The organism is Shewanella sp. GJ50-10 (assembly GCF_055808815.1).
On sequence record NZ_JBVVSS010000001.1, the window covers coordinates 493,000 to 511,228 of the forward strand.

Below are 18,229 nucleotides of genomic sequence, written 5' to 3' on the forward strand. Positions count from 1 at the left end.
ATATTAACTCAGCGATAAACGCGATTAAATCTTCACTTTTATCACGACCTTTCTTACTGGTTTAGCTGTATCAAATGTGCCTGGCATGTGCATGTCATCTGGAAAGAATAAGGCAAACATGCCTGCTTTTAATGGAATAAAAGCAGCGTCTTGCTTATTTGATTCATAATCAAACTCGGTAAAGTCATGTTCTTGATGATAAGGCGCCAGTGGCGTTTGTTCTGCCAGTGGTAAATAACCAAATTCTTCTTCACCGCTAACCACATACTGCACATCAATATAGCGCTGGTGGACTTCAAAAGGCTCTGTGTGTTTCGGCTTAGTTTGGTAATCATTAACGATAACAAAAATATCTTTGCCGTCTAATGGATAGGTTCCTACTTCGGCTTGGGTAAAATCAGTTTCAGATAAGTGAGTCAGCGCTATAGCAAGTCTTGGGCTGATTGAGTGATAAAGCGAATGGTTTGCAAGGCTATCGACGACCATAATGGTTCTCTGATTTTTGATGATGCAATATTATTACTTATTCACTGTGACAGTGCCACGTTGATATGCCTTTGATGACGCTATTAGTTGAATTGATGATTAGATTAGTCTTTGAGTTAATAATGGTTTCAACCCTTAGGTGGTTTAACCCTATGACAAACTTAGTTAAGATAAATTACACAGGCTCCCTAAATAGGGGATGAACCATAAGTTTTAGCTCATGGGATTAGACCCACAAGCCTTGGTTTATAGCTGATATTTAAATACAGGATGTGCAGTGACAGTATTACGATTACTCGCCGGTAAAACCGCTTATCAACAAATAGAACAAAATGGTTTAACGCCGCAAATGTTCACTCAGTTATTTGCCGCATCTGGCGGCCCCAAATGGATTGGCGTTGCAGGGCTTGATAAGTATTTGTTTGGTGAGTTCTTCGCTGACAGGCAAACCCCTCTATATACCATGGGCGCTTCATCAGGTGCATGGCGCTTAGCCTGTTTAGCTCAGAAAGATCCGTTAGCAGCTTATACGCGTTTAGAAGATTTTTATATTGGCCAACGTTACGACCATGTGCCTAATCGCCAAGAAGTAACAGAACAAGTTGAGCGGATCATTAGTGGCATATTGGGCGAACACGGTGCGATGGATATCGTTAATAACCGTATTATTCAAAGCCATTTTGTTGTGTGTAAGGCCAAGCATTTAAATGCGAGTCGCTCTAGAGGTAAGCTGGCATTGGGACTTGCGGCAACAGCGTTAAGTAATGCTGTGAGTCGTCGAAGCTTAGGCTGGCATTTTGAGCGAGTCGTATTTAGCCATCAGCAGGTTAAGTCACCTTTTTCGCAGTTAAACGATTTGCCCACAGAGCATGCGCAGTTAACCCGTAATAACATCAATCAAGTCTTGCTAGCGACAGGGTCTATTCCGTTATTACTTGCACCAGTAAAGCGTATTAATGGGATTAGTGATGGCGCTTACTATGATGGCGGCATTACTGATTATCACTTTGATATGCCAACCCACACACCTGAAGGCTTAAGTTTATACCCACATTTTTATCCGCACATGAGCCCAGGTTGGTTTGATAAATCGTTAAAATGGCGACGGGCTAAAAAGCATTATCACAATGCATTAATTCTCGCGCCTACTGCTGAGTTTTTAAAGTCACTGCCGTATCAAAAGATCCCAGATCGTGAAGACTTTAAACAATTAGATAGCGATAGCCGCATAGCTTATTGGCGTGAATCATTGAAACGAAGTGAGCAACTAGGTGAGTTGTTTGCGGATATTGTTGAAAAGCAATCAATAATGGATCATATAGAGCGGCTTTAAAGCTGGTTCTGTTTTGAAATGTAATAAGTATTAAAAGCGTAAGATGTGAGTCGTTTATGAAGGCCTTTTTTTACTCAAATTCAAATGAAAAAGACAATAAAGTCTGATCATATCTTAACTCATTTTTGGCTGAAATGAGTTAAGGTTTAATCATAATCAGCTGTTAGGTAAATCTTCATATACATAGTAATTAGTGTCTCAAAAAATATAAATCGTGTTCTTTTTTTCCTTCTAAATTTTGAGACCCTGAATAGAAGTTAACAAAAGCTTTATCTGAACTATTCAATTGAATCCACCCATCTGCAACTTTAAACCAATTTGAATTCATCTTTTTGTAAACTCTAGGAAAAGTTCCCCAGCCTGACTCTGAAATACTTAGTTCGCTGAATTCTAATATTTCTTTGTACTCTGAATTTTTATTGGGTTGAGAATAAACTCGAATGGGTATGTTTCTTATTGCTGATGTATCGTCATCTTTTAGTGTGTAACAACTTATTGAGCTTAACCCACGATTAAACCAAATATATTGCTGTGCTTGTTCAAATGAAACCACCGAACAATCGTTAAATTGAATTGCCCACTTTCCGTTATCGACGAAACCAAGATATCCAATAGCTTGGTTTCCAGACGATACACAACCACTAATGAGAACCACAAAGATAAATCGAATAATATTCATAACAACAAGACTTCCTTGATTGCCTGACACTTAAGCTGAGCTTGGTAGTTTACTGGGTTTTAAGCTTAAGCATATTTTTAGATTTTTCCTATATGAAATTAAAGTCGATTGATTAGCTTTAAACTGATCGTAACCTCTATTAGCAATTAATAAATAAAAGCCTTACAGACAAGACATGAATACAGCCTATTACGAAAGAGCCGTGATCTGGGCATTAACGACGCAGGGCGAAGCGCCACGACTGTGATTTATATTTTGACTTAGAAAAGCCAATTAACTTTTTACGTCAGCTATCAAAATCAACAATTAAGACTTATCACCATTCCAGCGTGCTTCATTTACACTTAATAACTTCCTTAATCTGTTCAACTCAAATAGTGATCATTTACTGAAACTATTTCGTATCTTTGCCTGTCTAATAAATAACCAGTTGTAATTGTGGATTTGATAATTGAGAACACGTTTTCTTGGCTAATCATAAAGTTGTATTAGCTTTGCTAAAGCTGGAAAACTCCAATTTGACTGCTAAACTTATTTTTGTAATTCAAAATACAAGGTGTTGATTTTTATTGGTCCTTGGTAGCGGTAGGCTACTATCTCTGCAGCATTCTTAAGAGGTTTTTACCTCCTTATAAATGGAATAATCGAGAAGCGCTGTGGTCTGGAGGTTGCTATGCAAACGATAGAAATGGCGTTACTTATCCAAGAGGCTGTATTGCTTCCTGGAGGTCGACAAGAGATTAGAATGGCGTCACCAAGCCAGTTAATTATGGTCGCGAATGTCCTTAAAGGGCATTACCGACTGGCGCTGGCTGCTAGCAAAAGTAGCTGTGTTCCGCCTTGTTATGACACTGCAACAGAGTGTGAGATTATCGACTTTCATCAATTAGATGATGATTCACTTAGTATTGTGGTGGAAGGACGTCAGCGGGTAAAAATATTGTCTGGGGCTCAATTAAGAGACCAAAGCTGGATAGCGCGCACTTTGCCTTGTCAAAACTGGCAAGATGAACCCATTGGTGAAGAGTTTGAAATTATCAGTGCCGCACTAGAGCAGTTTTACGAGGTTAATCCTGACTTACTGGATTTATATAATCAGGTTCATCTTGAAGATGCAACTTGGGTTAGCCAGCGATGGTTAGAGGTTTTACCTATGTATAACAAAGATAAGTTGTTGCTGGTCGAGCAACCTAACTGCCATAAAACTATGGACTTTGTGCTGCAATTACTAAAGTCACACGTTGATGTTTGATGGTTAAATAGTCATTAATTTACTCATTTACTGATAATTTACTTGAATGTGTACTTTGGTTAACTAATGCCTTTACTAGGCTTTAGTTAACCCTTGTTAGTTGGTTATACTGTATCAAAATGTCGCTCTTTGTTTATACGGAATTATGCCTGTCGATACTTCAGCTCGCGCCGCTCAACCTTCTTATGTTGTGTTACCACAGCAATCTTCGCACCCTGAAACCGTGCTTGAGTTTTTAATTTCACATTTTAAGCAGATCCCAGCTTCGGTATGGCAGCAAAGGGTTGATTTAGGCAAGGTGCACTGGACTGATGGTGAGTTAATTACTCCTAAGACTGCTTATCGACCTGCCACTCGAGTGTATTACTATCGTGAAGTCGCTGTTGAAACTAAAATACCGTTTCAGCAAAAGGTGCTGCATCAAGATAAGCACTGCATTTTAGTGTTTAAACCTCATTTTTTGCCCGTCACGCCGAGTGGTAATTATGTCAATGAGTGCTTAATTCACCGTCTGAGAATTGCTACTGGGATTGATACCATATCACCGGCTCACCGACTTGATCGGCCAACCGCTGGGGTGATGCTAATGACGGTAAACCCTGAATCAAGGCATGCTTATCATGAGCTGTTTACTACTGGAAGCATAAGTAAGCAATATCAAGCGATAGCGCAGTTAACCCCAGAGTTGTTAGCTCAGCATCAAGCGGGCGAACTCAGTTTGCCTATGCATTGGACTGTGAAGAATCGAATGGTGCGTTCAACTCCGAGCTTTTTAATGAAAATCACTGAGGGTGAAGCAAACACACACTCCGAAATTCGGTTAATTGCGGTAAAAGGAAATCGAGGCTTGTTTGAATTAAGCCCAATTACAGGAAAAATGCATCAGCTTAGAGTGCATATGATGTCCCTTGGTATGCCGCTGGAAAATGATACTAACTATCCAGTGCTGGCTGAGAAAGCAGCTGATAATTTTGAAAAACCATTACGATTAATTGCCAAGTCATTGACCTTTGTGGATCCGATAAGCAAGATAAAAAGGCAAGTTAATTGCGAAGGGTACGACGCTTATTTTAATGTTTAACAGTGAAGAAAGCTTGATCTATCCTTGTGATACATAAGGATGCGGCTGTTTGGTGAGTGCGCGAGTTGAAAATGAATTGCTGACGAGGTGGTGGCTTGAGTGGTTCTCTTGTGATTGAGTTGTGAGTGATATTGTTTTTGACAGCGCTTTTAAACTAAATGGTTGAATTGTCATTGAGCTATTAAGAAGGGCGTTTACACTAAAGGTAGATAGATAAGGTTGTCAGATCCATTACCAAGATAAGGGGCTGTTTTGACATACGTAAATGCTTTCAATCGCTGGGTGATTTCTCGTCGTTTTGTCGCCACTTCTGGCTGTGCTGTCACGCTGCTATGTTCAAGCTTTTCGCCACTTTCTGTCGCAGACCAATTGTATTTTAACTTTGATAACGATGTGATTATTGGCTCTGATGGTGATTATTCTAGTGGTTTTGTTGTTGGGTGGTTAGCGTCACCTGAAACTGATTTTTCATCTGCAATTACGCCAATGCAGTGGCAATCCAAACTAATGTTTCCTCAATCATCTACCCATGTAAATTGGGGCGCAAAAATGTACCACCGCATGTGGACACCTACCGAAATTGCCTATGACTACCCACAAAGCAATGAACGTCCTTATGCAGGTCTACTTGAGTTTGAAAGCTACACAGGTGCTTTTAGCCCAAGTCTAGCGCAAAAAAATTGGCTAACATTAGGGGTTATTGGGCCTGCATCTTTTGCTGATGAAATGCAGACTTTTGTTCATAAAATTACTGGCTCAACGTCACCCAAGGGCTGGGATTATCAAATTGAAAATCAAATGACCTATCAACTGGCGTACGAAGTCGATGCTTTGCTATCGCGTCAACAGGCGTTTGAAAATAGTCAGTGGGATATAAGTGTTTATAATCACACCATGGCGGGTAATTTACGCTCCCAATCGAGTTTAGGCCTAACTTTACGATGGGGTGATGATTTAGCTGAAACCTTTGGCCAGTTGTCGAGTCAAGCGGGGCACATGGGGAATTATACTTCTGCGGCCAATCAATATGGCAGTTGGCAAGCTTACCTTAGAATGCAGGCGGGTTATCGGTTTAATGACTTAACCATTGAAGGTGATTTACCTTATGACTCCTTGCTTGAAATTGAACATCAACAAGTTCAAGCGAACTTAGGTGTTATCTGGGCATTCCCAACTTGGTCAGTCAGTTGGAGCTTTAATTTTTACAGCAAAGAATATCAATCTGATGTCGATGACTGGCACGGTTACGGCGTGATTAGTTACACCAAAGTGCTTTGAAATTTGTAAACAAAAGCAGATAAACAAAAAATAGATAAAAAAAGCCCTTATCATGGATAATGATGAGGGCTTTATTTTTTATCACGTCAAAACATACGTTTAGCGCTTAATGGCAAACTCTTAGCATTGAATGATTAACTTCACTTATTTCAAGCTATTCCCTTAAAATTGATTGTGCATATCATTCAATGCTTGATGAAGCATGTCATCGTCATTATCTTGATTAATGTTGCTCTCATCAGTGGGCTCATCAATCATGCTAGCGGCGTCAATGTCAGCGTGTTGATGATGTGCTTTGTTATCATCGTCTAATGGATTTTCAAACGGATCTACCTGAGTGACATCCAACATGTCAGTCTGACTATCTGATGAGGTTAGCTCTGGTACACCTGCAATATCTGCTGACGGTGCACTGCTTGCTGGTGGCGAGATATCTTGCTGGCTCATACCGACCATATTTAAATAATGGTCGATAGGGGAGCTTGATGTTTGAACTGGGGTTTCAACTAAATGTGCCTCAGTAGTATCTGTTTGAGTATGAAGATGTTCCTCGTTTTGCGCTTGCAGCGCCTCATCTGGCGAAATAGATATGACTTCGTCAAACGAAACTTCAATATTTTGAATGTCTTGAGGAGCATCATGCATCACGGGTGCGGGAGGCGGCGAAGGTTGGTGGTTTATCACCGGAGTGACTGTCATATCGAGGACTTCTGAGCCTAGCGTTAACTTGCCACTATTGCCCGGCCCATGACTTAAAATACTCACTTCAACATGCATGATGACGTCATCATGATGCGAGCCTTGCAGCGCGACTTCAAACCTGTCTTCGTGGATGCCAACATTTTGTGCTGAACCGTGAGGCCCTGTGTGAGTGTTGGCATGCTCATGGTAACTGAGTTCGCCTGTTTTAGGATTTATCGACAGTGTTCCCCATTGGCTGTTGTAGGTTGTTTGATAGTGGCCGTTGACTAAAATTTTCCAGCCTTGCTCAGCAACTGGAACTGGAGTTTGTGTCGGTATTAACGATGGTATACCTAAGGATGCACTGATTTGATGGCTACCAGGTGGTGCCTTAACGACAATAGGCTCAGGTTTGGCTCCTGCTGCAATGTTTAAGTTAGAGCTTACATTGCCATGTTCATCAGTCATGATGGCTTTAACGATAGTACTTGGTGCGACCTCTAACGAAATACCATGGTTTAAACTATCGGCATCGAGTACATGGTCAACACCATTGATATTGATATGCTCGCCAATTTTTGCATCCGCTGCGGCATGTACCGTCGCGGTTATAGTTCCAGCATGTCCCTGCGCTATTTCCGCCTTGCTATAGGCATTATCAATACCTGGGTTTTCAAAGGTAATAGTGGGCATATCGACTTGGGTATCGACAGCGTAACTTAAGGTTTGGCTCGCATGAGCTGAATTACCTGCATTATCAGTTGTGTCCACCGTTGCTGTTATCGCCGTTTGTGCTGTTAACTCTGAGCCGGCGACATCAATACTAAATTGTCCATTTTGATCAACAATGCCTGTATGTGTCTGCTGCCCTACAAGAATATTGACAGTGTCTCCTTGCTGCACATCACCACTGACATGACCTGTAATACTGACATTGTGATTAGATTCAGCCGCATTAATCACATTGTCTGCGGTGACAGGATCAAGTTGGATATTGGCGGATGCGATCTTATCGATTGAGAATGCTTGGGTACCGGTTGTGGCACTACCAATATTGCCGGCTTGATCTGTGGTGATAACAGTGGCTTCAATCGAATGAACGGGTTGCTGACCAGAGGCATAAATACTATGAATATTCGCTTTTATGAGCGTTTGAGCTGGCACAGAAATACTGTAATTGCCTTGGCTATCGACGACACCTGTTAAGGCACTTATAGTTGCGCCATTAACACTGAGACTGACAGCATCTCCTACATTAAAGTCACCACTGACATGCCCTGTGATATCAATGTTCTGTCCTGACTCTGCAAGATTAATAATATTGTCGCGAGTCACGCTATCGACACTAATATGCGGGATAGGTTTTTGGGTATCAACGATTAAGTGAGTTGATATCTCAGGGGTCGCGTTTCCTGCAAGATCGACAGTACCAATTTTAATGGGGTAGTTTCCATCGGCACTAAAGTACCTTTGATGATCGCTAGCACTGACGGTTAAACTCCAAGTCCCATCACTATGCACACTCGCTTCACGAAAATGATTGTTGCCGAAATTGAGGTATACGCGATCTCCGGCAGCAATATTGGAGGTGGTTCCTGTGATGACTAATGCTTGATTGTTTTCAATGGCATTAAGCGCATTGTCTGTTGAAATTGGGTTTACCGAAACGGTACCTGGAGTCGTGTCTAAGGTGAAGCTGAAGTGGGTCGTTGCTGATTGATTGCCAGCAATATCTGTTTGTCTAACCAGTAGGTTATTTACGCCTTCAACTGGGTTGAACATGCTACTCCAGCTCTGACCACCGTTATTAGAATACTCGACTTGCGCGCCCGCTTCAGTCTGAATAGACAAGCGAGCATCTTGGGTTATAAGGTCAGCCGTTGGATGAAATTGACCGCTGGTATCACTGCGTAAACTCACACTTGGGGCGGTAACTTGATTATCTAATGTGAAACTCAATGAGCTGGACGGAGAAACATTACCAGCGCTATCGGTTTGTCTTACCGTAACGGTATTTGCCCCTTGACCTGCTGTAAAGCTCTGGCTCCAATGGGTGCCATTATCTGTTGAGTACTCAACGATCGCGCCTGCTTCTTGGCCGCTAATCGTTAATGCGCCATCGTTAGTGATTAAGTCGGCAGCGCTGCTTCCGGTGTCATGGGTTAAAGACAGGGTTAAAGGGGCGGCGCTCAAGTCAGCTGTGGGAGCTGTTTGGCTGGTGAGTGTGGATTGATTGCCCTCTGAATCAATAATACTCGCGCTGAGAGTTGAGCCAGGTAACACTTCGACATTAACTTGCCTTGCAACAACATCAGTGTTGCTGATCACATGAGATACGCCATTGATTATTAATGTATCTGCTGCATAGACATCATCGGGCAGATGAATAGTGGCAGTTATGGTATTGGCTGCACCTGCAGCAACTTCAGCTGCATTATACAGATTGTCGCTACCGGTATTTTCAAAGCTAATGGTTGGCGCTTTGGCGTGTGTATCCACAGAAAAATTATCATATTCGCCAGTATAGCCGGAAGGAGTTTGGTTACCTGCCTTATCTGTTGCTTGAATATAAGCGGTATAATGCCCATCTGGTAAATTGCTAGCATCCACGCTATACCCACCATTCCCATCGAGAGCAGCATGTAAGGTTTGTACCACTGTGCTGCCTTGTTTAATGGCAATATCAACATTTTCAGTATCTAAACTAACGGTACCGCTAAATGTGGGTTGATGAGTGGTTTCTGTTTTTAAGTTTACTTTAGAGATATTTGGCGCAGTGTAATCAACTTCAAGTGCCAGAGCATTGCTTTGATGGTTGCCAGCTATATCGGTGGCTTCTACTGTTAGGGTATGTTTTCCCTCAGTAATATCGGATGTGGTGAGCTGATAAATACCATTGTTATTAGCTGTACCTGTCGCAATCACCTTGCCAGTTTCATCGGTGATGGCAATGATAGAGTTCGCTTCGGCGCTACCTGTAATGATTGGAGTGTGAATATTAGTAAGCTCATCTGTAGAGGACGAGCCGGAGTCAGTCGATGATTTCAAATCAATAGAAGGTGCTGCGATTTGGTCATCAAGAGTAAATGTTAATGATGTCGAAGCTGACACATTCCCCGCAGTATCTGTCTGTCTCACGCTAACCGTGTTCACGCCTTGCTGCGGTGTAAAGCTCGATGTCCATGTTTGACCACTGTCCGTTGAATACTCAACGGTTGCGCCTGCATCTTGCCCACCAATTGTTAGTGCACCATCGTTGGTAATTAAGTCAGAAGCGTTGCTGCCTGTATCATTGGTCAGCGCGATGGTAAGTGGGGCAATGGCAGTATCGACATGAACAGAAAGCAGTGAAGACGTTGCAGGCAGTACTGATGAAGGAGCCAGCGCTTTGGCGGATAAATTATGATCGCCATCTGTTAAGTTGCTTACTACGGCACTGTATTGACCTGAAGCATCTGAAACTGCATGCCCGATTGGGATGGAACCATCGTAAATCGTGACTTGCGAATAGGGAATATCAGTTTGACCGGTTATGGTTGGCGTATTGTTATTCGTCAAGTTATCAGTATCAGATGCTCCAGTATCTGTTGATGCCGCTAAATCTACGCTAACCGTATTACTTGGTGGCGTATTAGTGCCTGCTGGGAGAGTTGGCTGTGCCGTAGTCACGATTGGGTTTTGTGGAACGGTTGTAGAGATACTAGGCGGTAGTCCATTAGTCGATGTAACCTGTCCATTAGTATCAAAAGTAACAAACCTTGATGACTCGCCACCATGATTATCTGCAACTTTAACTTCAAACACATCTGCGCCATGGTAGGTGTGAGTGGCAGAGTTATAGCTCATGCCTGAAACAGAAGCGTTTGGCGTATAAACATAAGCGCCAGAGGTAGAATCAACCGATAGAGCGCCAAATTGCCCTGTAGGGTGTACTACTGAGAAAGAATGCGTATCTGTTAAATCGATATCTGTTTCAGTCAGCGTACCTGTTGTTGGCGTAGTTTGCGTGACCGAAAGTATTGGTGCATCGTTGGTGCCGTGGATACTCACGGTAACGATTTGTTTATCGCCACCTTGTGTGAGCACTTCGTATTGCACTGTCTCAACTTGATCCTTAGCAAGGTGCTGTACGTTGGAATTAGGAACAGAGTAACTCCAATCTCCAGCTTTTCCTATGGTGAAAGCCCCTCCAAATGGGTCATGGAGAGCATGAACATTATGGTTTTCATGGAAATGATTTTCCCCAGTATCGGGATCGGTGACATTAAGAACGCCAACGGTATAAATCGTATGTTGAGCATCACCTTGTACGTGGCTATCTTCGGTGACAGTGCCTGATTTATCTCCTGTGATTACACCTGCGTCATTAACCGCTGCCAATGTTGTGCTCGCACTTGTGTGCGTAATGCCACCATGTGCATCTTTAACGTCATAAGTGAATTTTACCTGTCCGTGGTAGTTAGCTTCAGGGGTAAAGGTAAAAGTGCCACCTACATTAGCGGCAATAGATCCGTGATCGACCTGTAAATTTGTGACAGCAAGCAGCCCTGAATCGTTATCATCAATATCCGTTGCATTAGCAAGCAACTGGTCTGAAGTGAGTGTGATTTGAGTATCTTCGACTCCAGCAGCTAGGGTTATTGCAGAGGAAATTACAGGGCTATCGTTAGTACCATGCACTGTGACAGTTATATCTCGATGGGCACTACCATCAATAGATTCTACGGTGAATGTTTTCTGGTAGCTTTCACCAGCACCTAAGTGTTGTAACTTGCTGTTATCTATATTGTAAGCCCAGCTTCCGCGAGCATTTATATGAAAATGACCACCTTCCGGGATACTGATGTTTTGTGCTATGAAACCAGCTTGATCATGATCGGGATCGATAACATGTAAATGACCACTGCTACTTATTAGGTTATGGGTACTTCCGGGAGTAAAGTGGTCTTCAGTGACATGGTTATCAACACTTGAATAACGACCAATTTCGATTCTTGCTTGGCTGTCTTCACCAATGACTTTCACCATGATAGTCACTGTTTGCCCATCAGTGGTTTTAACAGTATAAGGGAATTCCATTGATTCCCCTTTATGTAAGCTACTGACTAAGTCATCAGAATGGCGATTGAGAGCTGTTTCTAAATGGAATGAGTACGACCCATCAGGCCATATATCAAGTTCACCAGGGGGAAAACCTTGCCCTATATAAACACCGCCAAATTGAAATTGAGTATTGTCGCCAGTATCTGGGTCAATAAGCTGTAGTTTACCTTGATAGCGGGTAAACTCACTCTGCAATGCTTCTGTTTCACTCATTTGGATGACGTTTGAAACCAATGCAGCTTTGTCGTCAGTTCCTTCAATGGTAACAACAGCGGTTTGTTGAGCTTGACCACCATGACCATCGCTTACGAGATAAGATGCTTGGATTTTTAACGATTGCCCAGCACTAAGATGATCAAATGCAGGATCAGTAGCATCGACAATCAAAGAGTGACCATCTTTTGCAATTGTAATTCCATCAGGCAGTGAGCGAGAGGTATTGCCGCCATCAACTGAAAATGACAGCTGTTCAATATTTAGAGCGTCTCCTTCCTTATCTGTCGCGCCTGCTAGCAGATCTAGGTGGTGCGGTGATGTCGCTCCTTCAATAACACTGTCTGTTAAAGGTTGTACATCGGGATTATCGTTTACAGCGACTAACGTGGTTGTCGCTCCTGTATGAGTTACCCCACCATGTGCATCTTTGATATCATAATCAAAATGCACTGCTCCGTTATAATCTTTCTCTGGTGTAAAAGTAAACGTACCATCAGGATTAATCGTTATTGCGCCATGAGTTGCCTGCAGGTTATCAATACTCAGTTTACCTGCATCATTCGCATCAACATCGACGGTATTTTGTAGTAATTGTGCAGATGTTAAAATAATGGCTTTGTCTTCTTCACCATTGACTAAAGTGACTTCTGAAGAACAGTACGGACTGTCATTATCACCGTGAATCGTGATATTAATATCATGGCGTGTACCGTCTGCTGATTTAATGGTAACGGTGTCGGTTAATATTTCACCTTTACCTAAATGATCGATTTCCCGGCCTGTGCTATCTTGGCCAATTGAGGCGTAATAGTTCCACTCACCGCTTGGTAACATGATGATATGGCCATAATGCCCTTGATAAGTGCCTGTAGCGACATGACTCTCGCCTTTATCGGCATCATTGACAATAAGCTGGCCTTCAGTGTGAATTAAATCATTCGACAATTTACCAATATTGCCATGCATATGATCTGGAGAGCGGTCATCCACACTGCCGCCCGTCATATGTCCATCAGGCGCAGTATAAGTATGACCTTCGTGTACATCACCAGTTTCCACACCACTAAAAGTAGCCGTATCTTGTTGGCTTGATAATGTCATGTTCGCGCCAGTGTGCGTCACACCACCGTGCGCATCTTTTATATCATAATTAAAATGGACGCCGCCGTTGTAGTCTTTAGCTGGGGTGAAGGTAAATGTCCCATCCTTGTTATCGAGAATTGAACCATGGTCCGCATGTAAATTTTCAATGGTGAGTTGACCGGCATCATTGGCATCAACATCCACTGTGTTTTGTAATAACTGATTTAACGTTAATACTTGAGCAGTATCTTCTTTACCTGAATTTAGCTGAACTTCTGATGAGCAATAAGGCTTGTCATTATCACCATGAATGGTAATCACTATGTCGTGAGTTGTGCCGTCTTTAGATTGAATGGTGATTGTATCGGTGAGCGTCTGCCCTTCACCGAGTTTATCTATGGTAGTGCCGACTGTTGTTTTACGATTACCAACCCAATCAACACTGCCTACAGGGACATCGTAATGCCAAGTGCCATCAGTATTTAATAGTAAATGCCCATATTGCCCGTGGTAGGAGTTATTCCAAGCTCCGCCTTTAGGGTCAAACTGAGATTCACCAGTATCCGGGTCAACAATATTCAACTTGCCATCGGCTGTTAATGCGCCTTGCCCTATTTTCGCCATGCCAGCTTGAGCATAATCTGGAGATCTATCTCCAAAAGTGCCATAGCCTTCATCCACATCACCGGTTGATTGGCCTGTGATTATTGCAGCATCATCGACGGCAGCTAAATCAAGACTTGCCCCCGTATGCGTCACACCGCCGTGTGCATCTTTTACATCGTAAGTAAAGTGGACGGGACCGTTATAATCTTTAGCTGGGGTAAAGGTAAATGTGCCATCGGCATTCATCGCAATGGAACCGTGATCAACTTGTAGGTTACCAATAGCCAGTTGACCCGCATCATTGGTATCAACATCGACTGTATTTTGCAGTAATTGATTTAGCGTTAAGGTTTGAGCAATATCTTCTTTGCCTGAATTTAGCTGGACTTCAGATGAGCAATACGGGGCATCATTATCACCATGAATGGTCACCACAATATCATGCGCAGTACCGTCTTTTGAGTAGACAGTGATGGTATCCGTTAACGAGTCACCATCTCCTAATTTATCAATGGTTGTACCGACATTGGTAGTCGCTGTGCCACTGGTAAATCCATTATGGCCGATATCAACCATATAGTGCCAAGTGCCGTCTTCATGCAGATTAATACGGCCATATTGGCCACTGTAGCTATAACCACCGCCATGGTCGTCAAACTTACTTTCACCCAAATCAGGGTCGGTGATGTCTAACTTCCCATCGGCATAAAGCGCTTCGGAAGTTAACTGGCTTTTGCCATAATTAGGTGACATATCAAAGTAATGACCATGTCCTTCATCAACACTTGCGGTATCTACACCAGCAATTATAGCCTTATCGTCAGTGCCGTTAATGGTCACAGTCACTTTTTGCGACGTGCCATCAACCGAGTGAACCATTACCGTATCAATAACTGAGTCACCGGTTTTTAAACCTTGAATGCCAGCTTGTGAGTTATCGGCGGTGTAAGACCAATGACCTAAGTTATTAATCGATAGGGTACCAAACTGACCTTGAATCGACTCAGCTTGGAATTGGTTTTGACCGTTATCCACATCAGTGACGGTGAGTGCACCATCAACGCGAAGCTCTTGTGACGAGATGCCTGAATGAACGTCTTTATCTTCAGTGAGAGTGGCGGTTGAAGTGCCAGCAATCACCGCTTTATCGTCTGTGCCGTTAATGGTCACAGTCACTTTTTGCGACGTGCCATCAACGGAGTGAACCAATACCGTATCAGTAATCGAATCACCGGTTTTTAAGCCTTGAATGCCAGATTGCGAGTTATCGGCGGTGTAAACCCAATGACCTAAGTTATTAATCGATAGGGTACCAAACTGACCTTGAATCGACTCAGCTTGGAATTGGTTTTGACCGTTATCCACATCAGTGACGGTGAGGGCACCATCGACACGAAGCTCTTGTGACGAGATGCCTGAATGAACCTCTTTATCTTCAGTAAGGCTGGCGGTTGAAGTACCTGCAATCTGAGCTTTATCGTCAGTGCCGTTAATGGTCACAGTCACTTTTTGCGACGTGCCATCCACCGAGTGAACTATTACAGTATCAGTAATCGAATCACCGGTTTTCAGCCCTTGAATGCCAGATTGCGAGTTATCAGCGGTGTAAGTCCAGTGACCTAAATTGTTGATAGATAGCTGACCAAATTGACCTTGAATCGATTCAGCTTGGAATTGGTTTTGACCGTTATCGACATCGGTGACGGTGAGGGCACCGTCCACACGCAATTGTCCTGCATGAAGGTCTTTGTCTTCAGTAAGGCTGGCGGTTGAAGTACCTGCAATTACTGCTTTATCATCGGTACCGTTAATGGTGACAGTCACTTTTTGCGATGTGCCATCGACCGAGTGAACCATTACAGTATCAGTAACTGAATCACCGGTTTTCAAGCCTTGAATACTGACTTGAGTGTTATCGGCGGTGTAAATCCAATGGCCTAAGTTGTTGATACTCAAGGTACCAAATTGACCTTGAATCGATTCAGCTTGGAATTGGTTTTGACCGTTATCGACATCGGTGACGGTGAGGGCGCCATCAACTCGAAGCTCTTGTGATGAGATGCCTGAATGAAGGTCTTTATCTTCAGTGAGAGTGGCCGTTGAGGTGCCAGCAATCACCGCTTTATCATCGGTACCGTTAATGGTGACAGTGACTTTTTGCGATGTGCCATCGACCGAGTGAACCATTACAGTATCAGTTACCGAGTCACCGGTTTTCAAGCCTTGAATGCCTGATTGCGAGTTATCGGCGGTGTACGTCCAATGGCCGAGATTATTGATGCTCAAGGTACCAAATTGACCTTGAATCGATTCGGCTTGGAATTGGTTTTGACCGTTATCTGCATCGGTGACGGTGAGGGCGCCATCAACTCGAAGCTCTTGTGATGAGATGCCTGAATGAAGGTCATTATCTTCAGTCAGGCTGGCAGTTGAAGTACCTGCAATTACCGCTTTATCGTCAGTGCCGTTAATGGTCAAAGTCACTTTTTGCGACGTGCCATCCACCGAGTGAACTATTACAGTATCAGTAATCGAATCACCGATTTTCAGCCCTTGAATGCCAGATTGCGAGTTATCGGCGGTGTAAACCCAATGGCCTAAGTTATTAATCGATAGGGTACCAAACTGGCCTTGAATGGATTCTGCTTGGAACTGATTTTGCCCGTTATCGACATCAGTGACGGAGAGGGCGCCTGCAATGCTTAATTGTCCAGAGTGAACATCTTTGTCTTCGGTAACCGAACCTGAATTTATCCCACCTATTTGAGCACTTTCATTGGTGCCGTGAACCTCTATGGTGACAATTTGTGTGACGGGTTTACCTGAGCTATCTGTTGCTGTGACTTGAAAATGTTCATTCGCAATATCACCCGCATTTAACCCTAATGTTTTAGTCGATTGATTATCAAGCTGGTAATGCCATTCTCCGGTTGATGGGTCGATAGTCAGTTGGCCGAATTGACCTTGAGACTGAGTAACTCCCCACACACTGATATCGCCTTTATCGGGATCTGTCGCCGTGAGTTTTCCGTTAGCACTATCAATACTCCCAAGCTCATTAAGGCTGGCTTGATGCAATCCCGATATGACTGGGAGATCATTACTACCTTGAATTTCAATTGCGATGACGGCGGAAACTTTATCGCCATTATTGTCAGTAGCAGTAATGGTGAATTGTTCAGTTTGATGCTCACCTTCATTCAAGGCATCTGTATTGGGGTTACTGTTATCCAGTATGTATTGCCATTGGCCTGTGGTTGGGTTGAGAACCAATTGACCAAATGTTCCTTGTGTATTTTCTGCACCCCAACTGATATTAGATGTGTGCGTTCCTTCAGCTTGAAGCGTGCCACTTGCTGAATTTATTTGCTCATCTTCTTTTAAATTTGGAATTGATGCTTGACTTAAAATAGTGGTTGGCTTTTCGTGAGTGCCAGTGCCAGTGCCAGTGCCAGTGCCAGTGCCAGTGCCAGTGCCAGTGCCAGTGCCAGTGCCAGTGCCAGTGCCAGTGCCAGTGCCAGTGCCGGTGCCGGTGCCAGTGCCGGTGCCGGTGCCGGTGCCGGTGCCGGTGCCGGTGCCGGTGCCGGTGCCGGTGCCGGTGCCGGTGCCGGTGCCGGTGCCGGTGCCGGTGCCGGTGCCGGTGCCAGTGCCGGTGCCGGTGCCGGTGCCGGTGCCGGTGCCGGTGCCGGTGCCGGTGCCGGTGCCGGTGCCGGTGCCGGTGCCGGTGCCGGTGCCGGTGCCGGTGCCAGTGCCAGTGCCGGTGCCAGTGCCAGTGCCAGTGCCAGTGCCAGTCGTTGTAATTTTAGCTGTAGTTGTCATCGTTGATATTTGATGGTCTACAGAGCTGATTAAAAATGATGGCGTAGTATTGTGGTTTGCTAAGCTTATTTGTGGCGTTCTAAATTGGCTAATATCTTGTGTTTGAGTGTGGCCGCCTTGAAAAGTACCATTTGAAGTTATTCCAGTGGTCTCAGTAGAGCCGCTTTCTTTGACAGGGGAAGGTGGCTTTGTTGCTGCGGTTTCTAAAGTCGTTTCGGCTTGTGAACTTGGTTCGTGGCTCTGTGCTTGTTTGTCTGAGCTGCCCGAATTATTTTTAGTCGTAGCTGTCAGTTCTGAGCCTTGTAGTTGTGCAGCTTTAAGACTGTCAGCTTGAGCACTGTCAGCTTGAGCACTGTCAGCTTGAGTAGCTGGCGCTTCTGCTTGATTCGCCAATAAGGCAGAAGACGATTTATCTGCCACTAAATCTTGATTAACTGTTCCTGAAATTTTGGTCGCATCTCTGGCTTCTTTGGCTTTTATTTTTTCTGCTTCAGCAGTGATTTTTTTAACTGCTTGTTTCGCTTTGTTATCGCGCTTTTTTTGTTCATTTTTTTGTGCAGTTTTTCCGACATTTGACGTGCTATTATTGTTCTTGTCCTTACTCATGCTGGA

The 18,229-nt window shown here is 43.6% G+C and carries 7 protein-coding genes; 4 read left to right on the forward strand and 3 right to left on the reverse strand.

Annotation, left to right across the window (positions count from 1 at the left end):
* Nucleotides 1–24: 24 nt before the first annotated feature.
* Nucleotides 25–486: a NanQ anomerase/TabA/YiaL family protein gene (locus tag AC0L4E_RS02005; protein ID WP_473677773.1), complete on the reverse strand. Its 462-nt coding sequence runs from the start codon at nt 484–486 to the stop codon at nt 25–27.
* A gap of 277 nt (nt 487–763) precedes the next feature.
* On the opposite strand from AC0L4E_RS02005, the gene AC0L4E_RS02010 reads away from it, so the two are divergent.
* Complete coding sequence (locus AC0L4E_RS02010) at nt 764–1,819, forward strand: patatin-like phospholipase domain-containing protein (RefSeq protein WP_473677774.1); 1,056 nt, start codon at nt 764–766, stop codon at nt 1,817–1,819.
* Between the two features lie 190 nt (nt 1,820–2,009).
* Here AC0L4E_RS02010 and AC0L4E_RS02015 read toward each other — a convergent pair whose 3' ends face one another.
* The gene (locus tag AC0L4E_RS02015; RefSeq protein WP_473677775.1) at nt 2,010–2,498 is read right to left on the reverse strand and encodes a hypothetical protein; all 489 of its coding nucleotides are present in this window, start codon (nt 2,496–2,498) and stop codon (nt 2,010–2,012) included.
* Between the two features lie 673 nt (nt 2,499–3,171).
* Between AC0L4E_RS02015 and AC0L4E_RS02020 the strand changes: the two genes are divergently transcribed.
* From AC0L4E_RS02020 to AC0L4E_RS02030, 3 genes are all read left to right on the forward strand, one after another.
* The gene (locus AC0L4E_RS02020; protein WP_473677776.1) at nt 3,172–3,750 is read left to right on the forward strand and encodes an LON peptidase substrate-binding domain-containing protein; all 579 of its coding nucleotides are present in this window, start codon (nt 3,172–3,174) and stop codon (nt 3,748–3,750) included.
* Nucleotides 3,751–3,895: 145 nt separating this feature from the next.
* Nucleotides 3,896–4,831 (forward strand): pseudouridine synthase, encoded by a 936-nt coding sequence (locus AC0L4E_RS02025; protein ID WP_473677777.1) that lies wholly within the window; start codon nt 3,896–3,898, stop codon nt 4,829–4,831.
* Nucleotides 4,832–5,083: 252 nt separating this feature from the next.
* Nucleotides 5,084–6,109 carry a lipid A deacylase LpxR family protein gene (locus AC0L4E_RS02030; protein ID WP_473677778.1) on the forward strand — a complete coding sequence of 342 codons (1,026 nt, stop codon included), beginning with the start codon at nt 5,084–5,086 and terminating at the stop codon, nt 6,107–6,109.
* Between the two features lie 162 nt (nt 6,110–6,271).
* Here AC0L4E_RS02030 and AC0L4E_RS02035 read toward each other — a convergent pair whose 3' ends face one another.
* On the reverse strand, nt 6,272–18,223 hold the full coding sequence (locus AC0L4E_RS02035) for a VCBS domain-containing protein (protein ID WP_473677779.1): 11,952 nt from the start codon (nt 18,221–18,223) through the stop codon (nt 6,272–6,274).
* Nucleotides 18,224–18,229: the final 6 nt, after the last annotated feature.